This is a genomic window from Tindallia texcoconensis, from assembly GCF_055383815.1.
Map to the genome: position 1 here is coordinate 2,353,336 of NZ_AP042431.1, position 17,486 is coordinate 2,370,821.

16 protein-coding genes are annotated in these 17,486 nt (G+C 40.5%); all 16 read left to right on the forward strand.

What is annotated here, in order from left to right; genetic code table 11:
- Nucleotides 1-98 precede the first annotated feature (98 nt).
- Nucleotides 99-1,211, forward strand: coding sequence for a glycine cleavage system aminomethyltransferase GcvT (gcvT, locus tag ACZ47N_RS10615; RefSeq protein WP_464886532.1), 1,113 nt, complete (start codon nt 99-101; stop codon nt 1,209-1,211).
- A gap of 49 nt (nt 1,212-1,260) precedes the next feature.
- Entirely contained in the window at nt 1,261-1,644 is a 384-nt protein-coding gene (gene gcvH / locus ACZ47N_RS10620) for a glycine cleavage system protein GcvH (RefSeq protein WP_464886533.1), read from the forward strand.
- A gap of 1 nt (nt 1,645) precedes the next feature.
- Complete coding sequence (gcvPA, locus tag ACZ47N_RS10625) at nt 1,646-2,989, forward strand: aminomethyl-transferring glycine dehydrogenase subunit GcvPA (protein ID WP_464886534.1); 1,344 nt, start codon at nt 1,646-1,648, stop codon at nt 2,987-2,989.
- Nucleotides 2,986-4,446, forward strand: a complete 1,461-nt coding sequence (gcvPB, locus tag ACZ47N_RS10630) for an aminomethyl-transferring glycine dehydrogenase subunit GcvPB (RefSeq protein WP_464886535.1) — start codon at nt 2,986-2,988, stop codon at nt 4,444-4,446. Before gcvPA ends, gcvPB begins: the two co-directional genes overlap by 4 nt.
- A gap of 198 nt (nt 4,447-4,644) precedes the next feature.
- On the forward strand, nt 4,645-6,057 hold the full coding sequence (lpdA, locus tag ACZ47N_RS10635; RefSeq protein ID WP_464886536.1) for a dihydrolipoyl dehydrogenase: 1,413 nt from the start codon (nt 4,645-4,647) through the stop codon (nt 6,055-6,057).
- 86 nt (nt 6,058-6,143) lie between these two features.
- Entirely contained in the window at nt 6,144-6,683 is a 540-nt protein-coding gene (locus tag ACZ47N_RS10640) for a peroxiredoxin (RefSeq protein WP_464886537.1), read from the forward strand.
- Nucleotides 6,684-6,931: 248 nt separating this feature from the next.
- Nucleotides 6,932-8,230 carry a DNA recombination protein RmuC gene (locus ACZ47N_RS10645; RefSeq protein ID WP_464886538.1) on the forward strand — a complete coding sequence of 433 codons (1,299 nt, stop codon included), beginning with the start codon at nt 6,932-6,934 and terminating at the stop codon, nt 8,228-8,230.
- Nucleotides 8,227-9,300, forward strand: coding sequence for an A/G-specific adenine glycosylase (gene mutY / locus ACZ47N_RS10650; protein ID WP_464886539.1), 1,074 nt, complete (start codon nt 8,227-8,229; stop codon nt 9,298-9,300). Before ACZ47N_RS10645 ends, mutY begins: the two co-directional genes overlap by 4 nt.
- A gap of 5 nt (nt 9,301-9,305) precedes the next feature.
- A complete protein-coding gene (gene proB, locus ACZ47N_RS10655; protein WP_464886540.1) occupies nt 9,306-10,442 on the forward strand; it encodes a glutamate 5-kinase in 1,137 nt (378 codons plus the stop codon).
- Nucleotides 10,443-10,456: 14 nt separating this feature from the next.
- Nucleotides 10,457-11,707: a glutamate-5-semialdehyde dehydrogenase gene (locus ACZ47N_RS10660; RefSeq protein WP_464886541.1), complete on the forward strand. Its 1,251-nt coding sequence runs from the start codon at nt 10,457-10,459 to the stop codon at nt 11,705-11,707.
- A gap of 327 nt (nt 11,708-12,034) precedes the next feature.
- Nucleotides 12,035-12,865, forward strand: coding sequence for an ion transporter (locus tag ACZ47N_RS10665; protein WP_464886542.1), 831 nt, complete (start codon nt 12,035-12,037; stop codon nt 12,863-12,865).
- Nucleotides 12,866-12,954: 89 nt separating this feature from the next.
- Nucleotides 12,955-13,260: a hypothetical protein gene (locus ACZ47N_RS10670; protein WP_464886543.1), complete on the forward strand. Its 306-nt coding sequence runs from the start codon at nt 12,955-12,957 to the stop codon at nt 13,258-13,260.
- Nucleotides 13,261-13,702: 442 nt separating this feature from the next.
- Nucleotides 13,703-14,710: a siderophore ABC transporter substrate-binding protein gene (locus ACZ47N_RS10675; protein ID WP_464886544.1), complete on the forward strand. Its 1,008-nt coding sequence runs from the start codon at nt 13,703-13,705 to the stop codon at nt 14,708-14,710.
- Nucleotides 14,711-14,729: 19 nt separating this feature from the next.
- The gene (locus ACZ47N_RS10680; RefSeq protein WP_464886545.1) at nt 14,730-15,707 is read left to right on the forward strand and encodes an ABC transporter permease; all 978 of its coding nucleotides are present in this window, start codon (nt 14,730-14,732) and stop codon (nt 15,705-15,707) included.
- Nucleotides 15,704-16,735 (forward strand): iron chelate uptake ABC transporter family permease subunit, encoded by a 1,032-nt coding sequence (locus ACZ47N_RS10685; RefSeq protein WP_464886546.1) that lies wholly within the window; start codon nt 15,704-15,706, stop codon nt 16,733-16,735. Before ACZ47N_RS10680 ends, ACZ47N_RS10685 begins: the two co-directional genes overlap by 4 nt.
- Complete coding sequence (locus tag ACZ47N_RS10690) at nt 16,732-17,484, forward strand: iron ABC transporter ATP-binding protein (protein ID WP_464886547.1); 753 nt, start codon at nt 16,732-16,734, stop codon at nt 17,482-17,484. The genes ACZ47N_RS10685 and ACZ47N_RS10690 overlap by 4 nt, the downstream gene beginning before the upstream one ends.
- The last annotated feature ends 2 nt before the right edge of the window (nt 17,485-17,486 follow it).

A 17,486-nucleotide genomic window follows, 5' to 3' on the forward strand; every position in this document is an offset into this window, starting at 1 on the left:
TTTCCCAAAAGATAGTTAGTGTGTTCTTTTTTATGTAAGAATAAGGAATATGTCGGGAACTCAGGTGAAGGCGGTTGCTAGAAGAAAGGAGGCGCAATATGGTTGAAGAAAAACACACACCATTATTTGAATGGCATAAAGCCCATGGAGGGAAAATGGTGGAGTATGCCGGGTGGAGTATGCCGGTATTGTATGAGGGTCTTATGGAAGAGCATCAGGCGGTGAGGGGAAAAGCAGGCATGTTTGATGTTTCCCATATGGGAGAAGTGAGGGTGCATGGAAAACAAGCACTGAACTTTATCCAACACTTACTGACCAATGACTTTTCTTCCATGAAAGATGGAGAGATCCTATACACCTTCATGTGTTATCCTGAAGGCGGTGTAGTAGACGACCTATTGGTTTACCGATTCAAGGAAGATGAATATCTTTTGGTGATTAATGCTGGAAACGTTTCAAAAGATTTAGATTGGATTCAAAAACAGGCAGAAAGCTTTGATGTGACCATCAAAGATGAGTCTGATGATACAGGGGAATTAGCGATCCAAGGACCCTTGGCAGAAGTAATTACCCAAAAGTTAACAACAATAGATTTATCGGACATCAAGTTCTTTCATTTTAAAGACAACGTTACCATCGCTGGAGTGAATTGTCTTATTTCCAGAACGGGTTACACAGGTGAAGATGGATTTGAGATTTATACTCGCTGGGATGACTTAGAACAGATCTGGAAGGCGCTTATGGAAGCAGGACAAGGAGAAGGCATTCAAGCTGCAGGACTTGGCTGCAGAGATACATTGCGTTTTGAGGCGGGTTTACCGTTGTATGGACATGAAATAGATCAAGATATTTCTCCTCTAGAGGCAGGATTTGGATTTTTTGTAAACTTGAAAAAAGAAAACTTTATAGGAAAAGAAGTTTTGATGCAACAAAAACAAGAGGGAACCCCCCGTAAGTTAGTAGGGTTTGAACTAATTGGAAGAGGTATACCTAGAAGCGGATATGATGTGATGCTGAAGGATGAGAAGATAGGTGTTGTTACCACGGGATATTTGTCTCCTACTTTGAATAAAAATGTTGGTTTAGCCTTAGTCCATCGAAAAGCCATAGGAGATGCAAAGGAAATTCAAGTTCAGATTCGGAAAAAACGAGTAGATGCTAAATTGATTCCCAAGCCTTTTTATAGAAAGAACACCAAATCTAGAGAGTAGGTATACGGATACAATAAAATTAATATAAAAAAGACGAGGAGGAATTAAAATGAGAGAAATGGAAAAACTATTATTTACTGCTGAGCACGAATGGGTGGATGTTCAGGGCGATGAAATGTATATGGGTATTACTGATTTTGCCTCTAAGGCCTTGGGGGACATTGTTTTTATTGAATTACCAGAAGTGGATGAATCTTATGAAAAAGGAGATTCCTTCGGTGTTATTGAATCTGTGAAGGCGGCAGCAGATATGTATATTCCTGTTGATGGAACGGTGCTGGAAATCAATCCAGCCTTAGAAGATGATCCTTCACTTTTGAATCAGGCACCACTAGAAAACTGGTTCGTGAAAATTAAAATTAAAGATCAATCACAGTTGGAAGAGTTAATGAAACCGGAGGACTATCGAAGATTTTGTGAAGAGGAGGCTTAATATGTTTCCATATATCCCGCATACGGAAGAAGATATTCAAAATATGTTAAATACTTTGGGAATGAAAGATCTTGAAGATCTTTTTACAGATGTTCCAAAAGACGTTCGTCTTCAACGAGAGTTGGACTTGGAAGAGCCTAAATCAGAAATTGAGATTAGAAAGCATATGCAAGAGCTGGTGAAGCAAAATAAAAGTGCAGAAGAATTGGTATGCTTTTTAGGGGCTGGTGCGTATGATCATTATATTCCATCTGTGATCAAGCATATTACCTCACGGTCAGAGTTTTATACGGCATACACCCCTTATCAGGCAGAAGCCAGTCAAGGAACCCTTCAGGCTATTTTTGAATTCCAGACAATGATTGCAAATCTTACAGGCATGGATATAGCCAATGCATCTATGTATGATGGGGCTACAGCTACGGCAGAGGCTGCGTATATGGCAGCGGCACAAACGAGACGTAAGCAGGTGGTTGTTTCTGAAACCGTTCACCCTGCAACAAGAAAAGTACTGGAAACTTATGGTCGATTTAACGGTATTCAAGTTATAACAGTTCCTTCGAAAGAAGGAGTAACAGATTTAGAAAAAATGAGCGAACTTGTTACAAAGCAAACAGCAGGAGTGATCATCCAAAATCCAAACTTCTTTGGGATCATAGAAGAGGTAGAAGAGGCAGAAAAAATTGCTCATCGGGATAAAGGTTTACTGATCATGAATGTGGATCCGATTTCCCTTGGATTATTAAAGTCACCAGGAGAAATAGGAGCAGATATTGTAATAGGAGAAGGACAATCCTTAGGGAACCCCATGAATTACGGTGGGCCACATCTTGGATTTATGGCGGCAACTACTAAACTTATGAGGAAAATGCCTGGAAGAATAGTGGGACAAACAACGGATGCAGATGGCCATACTGGATATGTCCTTACACTGCAAACAAGAGAGCAACACATTCGTCGCGAAAAGGCAACCTCAAATATATGCTCAAATCAAGCATTGAATGCATTGGCAGCACTTACGTATATGTCTTTAATGGGAAAGAAAGGACTGCGTCAAGTAGCAGAGCAATCCTTTAAGCAAGCCCATTATGCCTTAGAGAAAATTGAGAAAGAAACCGGATTTAAAAGAACCTTTGACAAACCTTTCTTCAAAGAATTTATGGTAACGGCTCCCAAAGAGGTCAAAGAAGTAAATGAAGAACTGATGAAACAGGGTATACTGGGAGGTTTCTCTGTTGAAAAACATTATTCAGATATTAAAAAAGGAATGCTTCTTTGCGTTACAGAAAAGCGAAGCCTAGACGAAATTCATCAATTAGTAAAAGGTTTGGAGGGGATAAAATGATGGAGTATACGAAATTACTGTGCGACATTTCGAAACCTGGCAGAACTGGCTATCGTCTGCCTCCCGATGAACTTAAGGATATGAATATTGAAGAAGGTATACCAGAAAGCATGAGAGCAACAAAAGACTTGTCTTTACCTGAAGTCAGTGAATTAGATGTAGTTCGTCATTTTGTGAATATATCGCAGAAAAACTTTGCTATTGATAAAGGGTTTTATCCATTGGGTTCATGCACTATGAAATACAACCCCAAAATAAATGAAGATATCGCTTCATTGCCTGGATTTAGTATGATGCACCCTTACCAACCTGAAGAAACGGCTCAAGGTGCTTTGGAAATGATGTATGAGTTGGAAAAAATGCTGGCAGAAATTACTGGTATGGCAGGAATGACGCTACAGCCAGCTGCTGGAGCCCATGGTGAAATGACTGGATTGATGGTGATTAAAGCATATCACGATAAACGAGGAGATACCAAAAGAACAAAAATAATTGTACCAGACTCGGCACATGGAACAAATCCATCCAGCGCCCATGTTGTTGGATACGATGTGGTGGAAGTGAAGTCCAATAAAGAAGGGGATGTTGACCTGGAAAGTCTCAAGTCTGTTCTTGGGGACGACATCGCTGGATTGATGCTTACTAATCCTAGCACCTTAGGGTTATATGAAAGAAACATCGTGGAGATAGCTAAATTAGTGCATGAAGCAGGAGGACTCCTTTATTACGATGGCGCTAATGCAAACGCAATCTTAGGCATATCTCGACCTGGTGATATGGGTTTTGATGTAGTGCACTTGAATCTTCATAAAACCTTTACAACACCACATGGAGGAGGAGGACCCGGTAGCGGGCCGATTGGGGTTCGTGAAGATTTGCTGCAATTTCTTCCTATGCCTGTGATAGCCAAAGAAGGTAACTCCTTTAAATTAGACTATGATCGGCCTGATAGCATAGGCAAAATCCATTCTTTTTATGGTAACTTTGGCGTTAATGTGAAAGCCTATACCTACATTAAAACCATGGGAGCTGAAGGATTAAAAAAAGTAAGCCAAATGGCGGTTTTAAATGCTAATTACTTGATGCACCATCTAAAAGATCACTATAAACTGCCTTATGATCGAGTGTGCATGCATGAATTTGTTTTGGCTGGCCTAGGAAAAAAAGAGTTGGAAGTCAATACGACGGATGTGGCTAAGCGATTGCTAGATTATGGATTCCATCCACCAACAGTTTATTTCCCGCTGATTGTGCCAGAAGCATTAATGATTGAACCAACAGAAACAGAATGTAAAGAAACCTTGGATGCATTTATAGAGGCCATGGCAGCGATTTCCAAAGAAGCAGATGAAAACATCGAACTTCTTAAATCAGCACCCTTGGATATGCCAGTAAAAAGATTAGATGAAGTAAAAGCAGCTCGTGAACCAGTTCTAAAATGTGAAATACCTGTATAAACCTTTAGCTTGATAAAGCCGAGTGCCGGATATGCCTGGCCCTCGGTTTTTTAAGATTTAGGGTAGAATAGACTTGAATTGTACAGGAGACGGAAGGTCAGCAATCCTAAAGAAAAGTCTAGAGTTAAAGATAGGATCATATGAACGTTCAACAAAATGGCTAGCACTTATATATCTTAGGAGTGGAGGGATTTTCGGATGAAAAAAGAGCTCATTATTATCGGAGCAGGTCCAGGAGGATATGTGGCAGCCATTCGGGCAGCCCAGCTAGGTGTACAGGTGACCCTAATAGAAGGTCGTGATATTGGTGGTACCTGCTTAAACAGAGGATGCATTTCTACAAAAGCGATGTATACAAATGCTAAAAAAATAAATGATCTCAAGAAAATGGATGAGTTTGGTATTAAGTTGGAAGGCTATAGCCTGGATTACGACAAAATTCAAAGTAGAAAACAATCCGTTGTCAATCAATTGGTAGGTGGGATTGAAAAGCTGCTAAAAGCCTATGGAGTTCAAGTGATTCAGGGATGGGCATCCTTTACTGGGAAAAAGAACATAGAGGTAAAAACAAAAGAAGGTGAAACCCTTGATTTAGAAGGGGAAAAGATCTTAATCGCCAGCGGATCCAAACCAACGATCCTACCTGTAGAGGGGGTTGATTTGCCTGGGGTTATTACCAGCGACGAACTTTTAGATATTGACCATATTCCTAAAAGATTAGCAGTGGCAGGGAGTGGAGTCATAGGTATCGAGTTGGCGGCAATTTTTAATGCTTTTGGTTCAGAAGTAACAGTGGTTTCATCAACGCTTCTGAAGCGAATGGATGGCGAAATGATTAAAAGAGTACAACCTTATCTGAAGAAACAAGGCCTTGATTTAAAGCAGGATTTCCGAGTGGAAGGGATTCGCCAAACTGAAACAGGCCTTCAAGTTGAGATGCGAAATAAAAAAACTGGGAAAGAAGATGTGGTGGAAGCAGATACTCTGTTGATGGCACCAGGAAGAGAGCCAATGCTGAGTGGGTTAAATCTGGAAAAAGCCAGTGTAGAATATGACCCAACAGGTATTAAAGTAAATGAAAAGCTTCAGACGAGTAATGAGAACATTTATGCTATTGGTGACGTACTAGGCGGAATGATGCTAGCACATGTGGCATCTCATCAAGGAATAGCCGCTGTGGAGTATATGCAAGGCCATGATTCATCTATTCGATTGGATATAGTGCCAGATTGTGTTTTTATAGATCCTCAATTGGCCGGGGTTGGTATGACGGAAGAAGAAATCAAAGAAAAAGAGATTGAGTATATTACTGGAAAATTTATGTTTGGTGCAAATGGGAAAGCACTTGGAATGGGAGAAGCGGAAGGATTTGTAAAAATCTTAGCTCGAAAAGACAATCATCAATTACTGGGTATGCATGTCATGGGGGCTCATGCCTCGGACTTGATTCATGAAGGTGCTTTGGCATTGAGCCACAATATGACACTGCAAGATATTACACAAACAATACACGCACATCCTACTTTAGCAGAAACGGTGATGGAAGCGGCCTTGGCAGCAACAGATGAAGCCATTCATATGGCTCCCTCACGAAAAAAGAAAAAACAATAATGAAAATTATTATCATTTACTGTTTAAAAACCTTCTGAGTGGATAACTATATAATGAGAACAAAATATTAAACAGGAGGTTTTAACATGACAGAAAGACTTGTAGGCAAACCAGCCCCGAACTTCCAGATGAAGTTTGTTGACGGAGAAGGCGAAAAATTTGGTGAGATATCTCTAGAGGATTACAAAGGAAAATGGTTAGTAATGTTTTTTTATCCCCTAGATTTCACCTTTGTGTGCCCAACAGAAATCACTGGTATTAATAAGCGAATCAAAGACTTCAAAGAATCCAATGCTGAAGTCTTGGGAGTTAGTACAGATAGTGAGCATTCCCATAAAGCATGGATTCATCAGGCTCATGAAAAAGGTGGCCTGGGGAAACTTGAATTTCCACTTGCTTCTGACATGACACAGCAAGTAGCAAAGAACTACGGTGTCTTAGTAGAAGAAGATGGAATTGCGCTTAGAGGCCTTTTTATTATTGATCCTGAAGGTATTGTTAGGTATGCTGTTGTCCATGACTTGAATGTAGGACGCAGCGTTGATGAAACTCTAAGAGTTCTCCATGCTCTAAAAAGTGGCGGTTTATGCCCTATTGATTGGAGTCCAGGAGAAGATACGTTATAGATTGATTATTTCAGTCACTCCCTTTCTGAATTTGCCGGTGTCCCGTGGACATCGGCGTTTTTTTATGATGTAAGAAATAAAATGAGTGTCTTATGAGATCCAAAATCTTATGTTGGAAAGATGAGGCTTCAAAGATATACTGTAGCTAACTGGTCACATGGGTTGAACTGTTTTAAAACTGTAGATGTAGATACACCTGTTATTTCATGATACAATAAAGAGCGATATTATTTTAAGGTGGTGCTCATGTGCAAACAACAGCTTTGCTGCTGATAGGGATTGTAATGATACAGATGTTTTTTCTGATCCTTCTAGTAAACAAAATGAATCAATTGAAAAAAATGGATATTGAATCAAAGTTAGAAAGTTTCCAAACCCTCTTTCGTGAAGAATCAGACCGAAATAGACAAATGTATTCACAAAACGAAAAAGAGGCTCGGATGGAATTAAAAGAGTCACTGCATCAATTTGAAAGATCTACAAGTGAACAACTAGGAAAAATGACAGAAATAATGACGAAGCGACATGATCATATGATAGGTTTAACCGAAAACAAGCTGGATAATATGAGAAACACCGTAGAGAATAAAATTACTGAATTACAGAAAGATAACAATGAAAAGCTAGAAAAAATGCGTGAGACCGTAGATGAAAAACTGCATAAAACCCTAGAAACTCGGTTAGGAGAGTCCTTCAAACAAGTAAGTGAACGATTGGAACAAGTACATCAGGGTTTGGGAGAAATGCAAAATTTAGCTACTGGTGTAGGGGACTTGAAAAAAGTATTAAGCAACGTAAAAACCAGAGGAGTATTGGGTGAGTATCAATTAGAAAGTCTGTTAGAACAACTCTTAACGACGGACCAGTATGAAAAAAATGTCGCGACCAAATCCGATAGCAACGATCGTGTGGAATTTGCAGTTAAGTTACCAGGAAGCAGCAAAGATCAAGTAGTGTGGATGCCATTAGATGCTAAATTTCCAACGGAAACATATCAACAATTACTGGACGCTTATGAAACCGGTGATTCAGAGGCTATTAGCATTGGAAGAAAAAATCTGGTCAATCGTATTAAATTAGATGCAAAAATGATTAAAGAAAAGTATTTAGAGCCGCCTGCTACTACAGATTTTGCCATTTTGTTCTTACCTTTTGAAGGTCTATATGCAGAGGTATTACGTCTTGGCATGTTTGAGGTTGTACAACGGGAATTTAAAGTAATTATCGCTGGTCCTACTACATTATCTGCATTGTTAAATAGTTTACAGATGGGTTTTCGAACCTTGGCTATTCAAAAAAGAACCAGTGAAGTATGGGATCTTCTTGGAGCAGTCAAATCAGAGTTTGGGAAATTTGGTGGCATATTAGATAAAACCAGAAAAAAACTACAGGAAGCCAGCAATGTTATTGATAGTGCAGGCGTACGATCCAGAGCTATTGAAAGAAGGCTTAGAGAAGTCGAAGAATTGCCAAGAGAAGAAACGATACAGCTTCTGGGAGATCATGGTTTTTCAAATAAATCGGAAGATAGCGAGGTGGAAGATTGACAAAACTATGGAAGCATCAACAATGGATTCCGCTTCTCTTGGAATGGTTTGATAAAGGAAATCGAAAAATGCCCTGGAGGAACACGAAAGAACCTTATAAAAGATGGGTTTCTGAAATTATGCTCCAACAAACAAAAGTGGATACAGTGATTCCTTATTTTAATCGTTTTATAGATCGATTTCCGAGTATCACTTCTTTAGCTATGGCTGAAGAAGATGAGGTATTGAAATTATGGGAAGGTCTTGGATATTATTCTAGAGCAAGGAATTTACTGAAAGCAGCGTTGGTGATTGAAGAGCAGTATGGTGGAAAATTTCCAGAAACAGAAAGCGAAGCCATGAAGCTACCAGGGGTAGGAGCGTATACTGCTGCAGCGGTGTTAAGTATGGCCTATGATGTGCCGCTTCCATCTGTAGACGGAAATGTGATGCGTGTATATAGTCGAATTTATGAACGAGAAGAAAATATATTGGATCCATCGGTTATGAAAAAAGCAAGAAAGCAGCTAGGGACGCTGATTCCGCAAGATAGACCAGGTGATTTTAATGAAAGCATGATGGAGCTTGGTGCGGTTGTATGTCTTCCAGGGACTCCAGATTGTCAGTCTTGTCCAGTGGAAGAGTATTGTCAAGCCAGAAGCAAAGGCAGGGAGCGGGAAATACCCATCAGAATTAAAAAACAGAAAAGAACAATATTGGAACAACATGTGTATGTGTTGTGGAATGAGCAAGGAGACGCATTGTTATTAGGAAAAAATCCATCAAAGGGACTTTTAGGAGGACTTTGGGTTTTTCCTACAGAAACTATGGAAATATCCGGAGATCGAAAAAGTGAACTGGTGCAGGAAAAGGAAATAGGATATAATATTGAAAAAATCGGTGTTACAAAGCATCTATTTTCCCATCAAGAGTGGCATATAACCATATTTGAAGCTCAGGTAAAAGCAAGCCCACATAAAGAATATCAATGGGTATCATTATCGGATTTCTCGAACTTGGCGTTTCCGGAAGCATATAGAAAAGTGCTTCGGAGAATTCCGAAGCTTGCTGAAGTAGCCGGAAAGGAATGAAAGAAATGCTAGAAGGGTATAGAGAAGAAGAAAAGAGAGAGCTTACATTAAAAAAAATTGTGATAAAAGTTGGTACCAGCACACTCACTCATGCCAATGGGCGAATTAATTTTTATCAAATGGACCACATTGCCAGACAGATTGCTGACATAAAAAACCAAGGCTATGAAGTAACGCTGGTTTCTTCAGGTGCTATTGGTAGCGGGATGGGAAAAATGGGATTGAAAAAGAAACCAGCAGGTATTCCGCAACGTCAGGCCTTAGCCGCTGTGGGACAAGGTGTTATGATGCATATGTATGAGAAGTTTTTTGGTGAATACAGCCAAGTGGTAGCCCAAGTATTATTAACTCGTGATGATATCAACAACCGAGAACGTTATTTAAATGCGCGACATACATTGACGGCCTTGCATCGTTACGGGGTGGTACCGATTATAAATGAAAATGATACAACCGCTTTTGATGAAATACGATTTGGAGATAACGATAATTTAGCAGCCCTTACAGCTGTTTTGGTGGATGCAGATTTATTAATACTCTTATCGGATATAGATGGGTTATATCGAGAAAATCCGCAGGAAAATCCAGATGCAGAGTTTATTAAAACTGTTTCTAGTGTAACCGGAGAGACGGAAAAAATGGCTGGAAAACCAGGATCGAGCCTTGGAAGTGGTGGGATGGTAACTAAGATTGAAGCTGCAAAAATTGCTACAAATAATGGAATTCCAATGATTCTAGCCAATGGATCAAGAAAAGAAGTGTTGGTGGATATTGTTTCTGGAAAGAACATAGGTACATTGTTTTTGCCTAAGGAACATCGTATGCAAGCTAGAAAAGGATGGATAGGGTTTGCTTCTAAAACAGAGGGTACAGTGGTGTTGGATGAAGGGGCAGAAAATGCTTTAAAGAACAGAGGGAAAAGTCTGCTTCCCAGCGGGATTGTTTCTGTAGAAGGATCTTTCGAAAAAGGGAGTGTCATCAGTATTATTGGTAGGAATGGTGAGTTTGCAAGGGGGATAAGCAATTATGATTCGGAAGAAATTGATCAAATAAAAGGGTGTCAAAGCAGAGATATAGAGGGCATATTAGGGTATTGTATTTATATGGAAATAATCCACAGAGATCACTTAACCTTACTATAAAGGAGACGAGAAAAATGAAGGATGAGTTGACCATCAAAGGGAAAATTGCTCAAGAGGCTGCTACGGCCCTTTCTATGCTATCCGGAGAAGAAAAAAACCAAGCGCTGCTTCAAATGGCCGATGCATTGGAGCAAGGCGTGCATCGAATAATGGAAGCTAATCGTGAAGACATGAGAAATGGTCGCGAGAATGGGTTGACCGATGCACTAATGGATCGGTTAATGTTGACAGAAGAACGTATTTTTTCCATGGCAGAGGGATTAAAAAAGCTCATAGATTTAGAAGATCCTATTGGAAAAGTGGAAGAAATGTGGATTGGTGCTCAAGGAATTGAAATTGGGAAGATGAGAGTCCCTATGGGTGTAGTGGGCATGATTTATGAAGCTCGACCTAACGTGACAGTAGATGCAGCGGGTTTGTGTTTAAAAACAGGAAATGCCGTTATTTTACGAGGCGGATCCGATGCATTACATTCCAATAGAATTTTAACAGAACTCATTGCAACTGCCGCTGAACGAGCAGGATGTCCTAAAGGAAGCATACAAAGCATAGATCAGCCAGGGCGGGAAATAATAACGGAATTTATTCAGATGAAGGAGTATCTAAGTGTTGTTATTCCAAGAGGTGGAGCAGGATTAATACAAACAGTAGTGAATAATGCTACGGTTCCAGTTATAGAAACTGGTGTAGGGAATTGCCATATTTATATTGATGAAATGGCGGAAAACCATAAAGCGCATAAGATTGTTTTGAATGCAAAAACCCAACGACCAGGAGTCTGCAATGCCCTTGAAACTCTTTTAGTACATCAATCGAAAGTGGATCAATGTTTGCCAGCCTTACTTTCTGAATTGATGGAAAAAGGCGTGGAAATACGTGGAGATGAAAAGATAAAGAAAGTTTTTCCTGATATAGTGGATGCAACAGAAGAAGATTTCAAAACAGAGTATTTGGACTTGATTTTAGCGGTTAAAGTAGTTGAAAGCTTAGATGAAGCACTGAATCATATTCGTCAATATGGAACAGGTCATTCGGAAGCAATTATAACAGAGCACTACGGAAACGCAAGAAAATTTTTAAGAAGTATTGATGCGGCGGCTGTATATGTTAATGCATCCACACGGTTTACGGATGGAGAACAGTTTGGATATGGAGCAGAGATAGGCATCAGCACTCAAAAGCTTCATGCAAGAGGCCCAATGGGTCTCAAAGAATTAACAAGCATAAAGCACGTGATTTATGGCGATGGTCAAACCAGAAAGTAACATAAAAACCCCCTTACCCTAACGGATAAGGGTTTTTTTATTGTGGTGTACCCGGCATGGTCATAATTTGATTCTAGAACTTTAAAAAGGTGGTATTGATGAACCAAAGGTATCGGTCCAAGGTTCTTGAGGTCCCTTGTTACGGCATTGCTAACTGAAGCGAGATTGGTGATGTGAAAATCCGATGCAAAGATTTGATTGAGTGCATATTAGCGGTATAATAGATAGGCAGAAAGATAAGTCGACAAATCTTGAAAAACATCACATAGAGGAAAAATATTGCAGAACCAATAGAAAAACTAGAAAAACAGAAAGGATAGATGCCAGATGACTACTAAAGAACATCCATGGAAGAATAAGATTAGCCAAATCATCTATCAAACCGATACAGCAGCAGGATATCTCTTTGATGTATTGCTGATCTTATCGATTCTAATTAACAGTTTGTTAATTATCCTGGAAAGTGTTGAGGGGATTCGCATGGTCCATGGTCAAATGATGGTAAACCTACAGTATATTTTTGTTGTCATTTTTACGATAGAGTATGGTTTGCGTGTGTATGTGGTAGAAAACCGACTTGCTTATGTCATGAGCTTTTTTGGTATCATCGATTTTTTGGCAATTCTTCCCTTTTATCTTGCCTTTGTGATGCCTGTAGCTCGATTGTTTCCTGTGCTGAGAACTCTACGGTTGTTAAGGCTGTTTAGTGTGTTCAAAATGGTTCGTTATGTCGACGAAGCAGGTGTGTTGTTAAAGGCCTTGAGGGCTAGTCGGCCGAAAATTATCATTTTCCTGTCTACGATCTTACTGATCTTAGTGATCATGGGAGCGTTAATGTATACCATTGAAGGACCGGAAAATGGTTTTGTAGATATTCCTGAATCAATGTATTGGGCGGTTGTTACCGTTTCGACAGTGGGATACGGAGATATATCTCCTCAGACAGAGTTGGGGAAATTGCTTGCAAGCGTTTTGATGATTACAGGCTATGGCATCATTGCCGTTCCTACTGGCATTATTACCAGCGAAATGAGTCGAGTTTCCCGAGAAGCAGAAAAACAAGAGAATCTTCCGCTGGCCAGATGTCCTCAGTGCGGTCAAGGAAAACATATGAAAGAAGCAATGTATTGCTATGCTTGTGGAGTAAAGCTTTCATAAAGATCAATAGGTGCATCCTTTTATTAGGATGCGAAATCCTTTAATGCTGAAATTACTCCAGTCCGAGAAGAGGAAGAGGTGCTAAAATCATGGAAAAAACGACTTTAGATGGCTTGAAACTATTTATCTGGTTTCATGCTCAGTACAAAGTGATTCGAAGGCTGCTTTATTTTATAGCTGTAACGATCATCGCTATTCCTATATCGATTGTTTTAATCGATGAAGGAATAAAGTTTAGTCCTTTAGTGGGAAATATAGTCATCAATTTGTCCAGTGGTTGCTTTATTTTAGGGAAATTGATTACCCTGTATGATAAGTGGTACAAAGAACAGCCTGTTTCCTATCATGTAGCCTTTATACTAGGCACGATTCTTGTCCTGTTGAAGAGAGGATAGCTTCTTAGATAGGTTATACTTATTTGATTCAAGATCCCAAAAGAGTTGTTGCTTTTTTTCGAGGGATGGGTAAATAGAGACAGAACTTTCAGCATAGCGTTAAGCAGTTTGTCGTCTTCTTGGGCAAATTAATCCAGTGTCTGGTAGATGGTGGGCAGAGAAGCTAGGAATTCACGGAATAAAAGCAGACCAGAAGCTGAGGTCTTTTCTTGTTTTTGGCTCTCCAGCCATTTACAATAGATGGGAAGTATCTTTGTTCATAGTATTTGATTCATAGCAGGAAGACCGTGAGTTGACGGTCTTTTTTTTATTTGATATAGTATACCTCGGATCTGAAGATGATAATGATAATCGATATCGGAATCGAGGTGGAGCAAAGAGATTCATCCTATCAACTCAGACATTTCTCGTTCATCATACGAAAAAAAGGAGAGAAAAATTAATGAGAAACTATTATATAGTTAAAATAGCGGCTTTTCTTGTCGTGAGCACACTGATGCTGTCAGCTTGCGCCAGTTCATCGGCGGATGAGGTGGCGGAAGTTGCCGAATCTATAGAAATACCGACGGTAGAAATTACGGACATGCATGGAACTGTTACCGTTCCGGTAAATCCACAAAATGTGGTGGCGTTGGATAATCGAACCTTTGAAACCCTATCAGATTGGGGTATTGAATTGGCAGCGGCACCTAAGCCTTTACTGCCTCCAACCTCACCCTATCTGACAGATGATTCCGTTCAGGATATTGGGAATCATCGTGAACCAAACCTTGAACTACTGGCAGCCGTAGATCCAGAACTTGTTATTATTGGACAACGGTTTGCTAGTTATTATGAAGATATTAAGGCCTTAGTACCACAGGCAGCTGTGATAGATCTGAACTTTGATGTTTCGGAGGACGCGATGGCACCTGGAGAAAACTTAGTCAATGGATTAAAGAACTCCACCATTGCCTTAGGGCATATTTTTGATAAAACCGAAGAAGCCGAAGTCTTGATCGCCGAACTAGATCAAGCTATTGCTGATGTGAAAGATGCTTATAATGGAGAAGATTCCATACTGAGCGTTGTGGTTTCAGGTGGAAATATTGGCTTTTCTGCACCTGGTTCCGGACGTGTATGGGGACCAATGTACGAAATCTTTGGCTGGAAATCAGTGCTGGAAGTTGAAGGAGCAACGTCGGATCATAAAGGGGATGACATTTCTGTAGAGGCAATTGCCCAAAGTAATCCGGACTGGATTTTTGTCTTGGATCGGGATGCAGCAACAGCTACAGAGAGCGATGCTGTTCCCGCTCAGGATGTTATCGATAACTCCCCTGCTCTTCAAAATGTTACGGCTGTTTCCGAAGGTCAGATTGTTTACGCACCAAAGGATACGTATATCAACGAATCCATTCAGACCTATAAGGCTTTGTTTGAAGATCTTGCCAAGGCCTTATCCAATTAGTTTAAAGGAGCATGATGAAGTGTCAGCAAACACAACGCATAATCAAAATCATAAACAATGGACAAAACCCTTCATAGCAGCCGTTATGGCTGTACTTGCTCTAGCCGTCATCTCCTTGTTCACCGGGTATTATGATATCCGGGGACAAGAAGATGGTATGAAAATGCTATTGATAACCCGTGTGCCGCGAACCGCAGCTCTTATGCTTACAGGAGCAGCTATGTCAATGGCAGGGTTGGTAATGCAACTGATCACACAGAACCGCTTGGTAGAACCTACCACAACAGGAACCATCGAATGGTCAGGCTTAGGACTTATGTTTGTCTACCTTTTCTTTCCTGCCCCCAGTTTGCTACTTAGAATGACAGGGGCCATCATCTTTTCTTTTGTAGGAACAATGATCTTTTTCCTGTTTTTGAGAAGCGTAAAGCTTCGTTCCTCTTTAATCGTTCCCATTATCGGGATGATGCTTGGTGCTGTTATTTCCGCCATTTCCACCTTTATCGGCCTGGTTTTTGATAGGACACAAAATATTGAAACCTGGTTTGTCGGTTCTTTTGCACCGGTTCAAATAGGCAGGTATGAGTATTTATGGCTGATTGTTGGCGTGGTGCTGCTGATTTTTCTTTATGCAGACAGACTGACCCTGGCCGGTTTAGGAGAAGATATTGCCACCAATCTTGGTGTTAACTATAACCGGATAGTGCTGATGGGCACCGGCCTTATTTCATTGGCTGTAGGGATTGTGGCGGCGGTCATTGGTAACTTGCCTTTTTTAGGGTTGATTGTTCCAAATCTTGTGTCGATGTACAGGGGAGATGATCTCAGAAGTAATCTGCCCTGGGTATGTGTATTGGGCATGGGCACCTTAACGCTTTGCGATATTATTTCCCGCACCATTATTATGCCCTTTGAAGTACCTGTCTCCTTGATCCTAGGAATGGCTGGATCTGTTGTCTTTATTGTCATATTACTGAGACAAAGGAGGCTGCAATGAGGGAGATAGCATCCGATTCATACATCTATCGAAGGGCGAGTGCTTTTCGCTCTAAAAAAGAAGAAAAACAATACTGGATATTACTGGTGGTGCTCATCAGCCTTGGCCTTTTAGCTTCCTATGGGCTTTTAGTCTATAACAATCCTGTTCCAGTTACCTCCCCCTCTTTTATACCAGTAGTCAGAAGAAGAATGACCGCATTGACAGCCATGATTATTGCCGCCATCTGCCAAAGTTTATCCACCGTCGCCTTTCAATCGATTACCAACAACAGGATTATCACTCCCTCCCTTTTAGGCTTTGAGTCGCTTTACACCACCATTCACACAAGCACCATGTTTTTCTTTGGTGCAGGAGCCTTTATCAGTTTTCAGGGGATTGAATCCTTTCTCTTTCAGGTAGTGCTGATGGTACTCTTATCCTTGGCACTTTACGGATGGTTGCTTTCCGGAAAATATGGCAATTTACAGCTGATGCTTCTGGTTGGCATTATTATTGGAACTGGGCTGAGATCCGTTTCTTCTTTTATGAGAAGGCTTCTCGCACCATCTGAATTTGACATTTTGCAGGCAAGACTGTTTGCTTCCGTCAATCATGCAGATGCGGCCTACTTTCCGCTGGCAATCCCTTTGGTACTAGTGGCAGCTTTCCTTATTTTCGCTGCTTCAAAGCCATTAAACGTGCTGGCTCTTGGTAAGAATGCCGCCATTTCTCTGGGAGTCAGGCATCGTAGCAACGTTATTTTTATTCTGGTGTTAATTTCCATCTTAATGGCCATCTCCACCGCCCTGGTGGGGCCCATGACCTTTTACGGATTTCTGGTAGCAACCTTAAGTTATCAGGCAACACAAACCTACGATCATCGGTATCTTTTTCCCATGGCTTTGGCCATAGGATTTTTAATCATCACAGGTGCTTACTTTGTGATGTACCACGTCTTTGCAGCCCAAGGAGTGGTGTCTATTATTATCGAGTTATTTGGTGGAGTAACATTTCTAACGGTGATTTTAAGGAAGGGAACATTATGATAAACATTGATCATGCAAGAAAAATATATAGCGATGAAGTGAAGATAGGTCCCTTAAAGATTGATATTCCAAAGGCAGGCTTAACTTCTCTTATTGGACCAAATGGTGCCGGAAAATCAACCGCACTGTTGATGATAGGAAGGTTACTGGATATGGACCATGGCCACATCAAAGTAGCTAATATGGACGTTTCGCATTCAAAATCAAAAGACCTGGCCAAAATTATGACCATCTTACGACAAGAAAACCACTTTGTAACCAGACTAACCGTAAGACAATTAGTTGGATTTGGTCGGTTTCCCTACTCCCAGGGACGATTAACAAAAGATGACGAAGTGATTATCTCCCAATATATTGATTTTTTTGGTTTGACCTGTTTGGAAAATAGATATTTAGAAGAACTGTCCGGAGGTCAGAGGCAAAGAGCTTATGTGGCGATGGTTTTGTGTCAGGAGACAGAATATGTTCTTTTGGACGAACCACTGAATAACCTTGATGTTGCCCGGTCTGTTCAGATGATGGAACACCTGAGGCATGCAGCCGACCAATTTGGAAGAACCATCCTCATGGTGATGCATGATATCAATTTTGCCGCAAAATATTCGGATCGAATTTGTGCCATGAAAAACGGAGAAATCGCTACCTTTGGAACCGTGGAAGAGGTAATGAAGCCAACCCTGCTGACCGATATTTTTGAAACAAAAATCGATATTATGAAGGGACCATGTGGTCCAGTGGCCGTTTACTAGAC

What these genes read in the sequence shown, in the direction of transcription:
- proB (WP_464886540.1), top strand. Translation starts at nt 9,306, where the DNA reads ATGCTAGAAGGGTATAGAGAAGAAGAAAAGAGAGAGCTTACATTAAAA.
- ACZ47N_RS10690 (WP_464886547.1), top strand. Translation starts at nt 16,732, where the DNA reads ATGATAAACATTGATCATGCAAGAAAAATATATAGCGATGAAGTGAAG.
- gcvPA (WP_464886534.1), top strand. Translation starts at nt 1,646, where the DNA reads ATGTTTCCATATATCCCGCATACGGAAGAAGATATTCAAAATATGTTA.
- gcvH (WP_464886533.1), top strand. Translation starts at nt 1,261, where the DNA reads ATGAGAGAAATGGAAAAACTATTATTTACTGCTGAGCACGAATGGGTG.
- gcvPB (WP_464886535.1), top strand. Translation starts at nt 2,986, where the DNA reads ATGATGGAGTATACGAAATTACTGTGCGACATTTCGAAACCTGGCAGA.
- ACZ47N_RS10670 (WP_464886543.1), top strand. Translation starts at nt 12,955, where the DNA reads ATGGAAAAAACGACTTTAGATGGCTTGAAACTATTTATCTGGTTTCAT.
- ACZ47N_RS10640 (WP_464886537.1), top strand. Translation starts at nt 6,144, where the DNA reads ATGACAGAAAGACTTGTAGGCAAACCAGCCCCGAACTTCCAGATGAAG.
- lpdA (WP_464886536.1), top strand. Translation starts at nt 4,645, where the DNA reads ATGAAAAAAGAGCTCATTATTATCGGAGCAGGTCCAGGAGGATATGTG.
- ACZ47N_RS10660 (WP_464886541.1), top strand. Translation starts at nt 10,457, where the DNA reads ATGAAGGATGAGTTGACCATCAAAGGGAAAATTGCTCAAGAGGCTGCT.
- gcvT (WP_464886532.1), top strand. Translation starts at nt 99, where the DNA reads ATGGTTGAAGAAAAACACACACCATTATTTGAATGGCATAAAGCCCAT.
- ACZ47N_RS10685 (WP_464886546.1), top strand. Translation starts at nt 15,704, where the DNA reads ATGAGGGAGATAGCATCCGATTCATACATCTATCGAAGGGCGAGTGCT.
- ACZ47N_RS10665 (WP_464886542.1), top strand. Translation starts at nt 12,035, where the DNA reads ATGACTACTAAAGAACATCCATGGAAGAATAAGATTAGCCAAATCATC.
- ACZ47N_RS10675 (WP_464886544.1), top strand. Translation starts at nt 13,703, where the DNA reads ATGAGAAACTATTATATAGTTAAAATAGCGGCTTTTCTTGTCGTGAGC.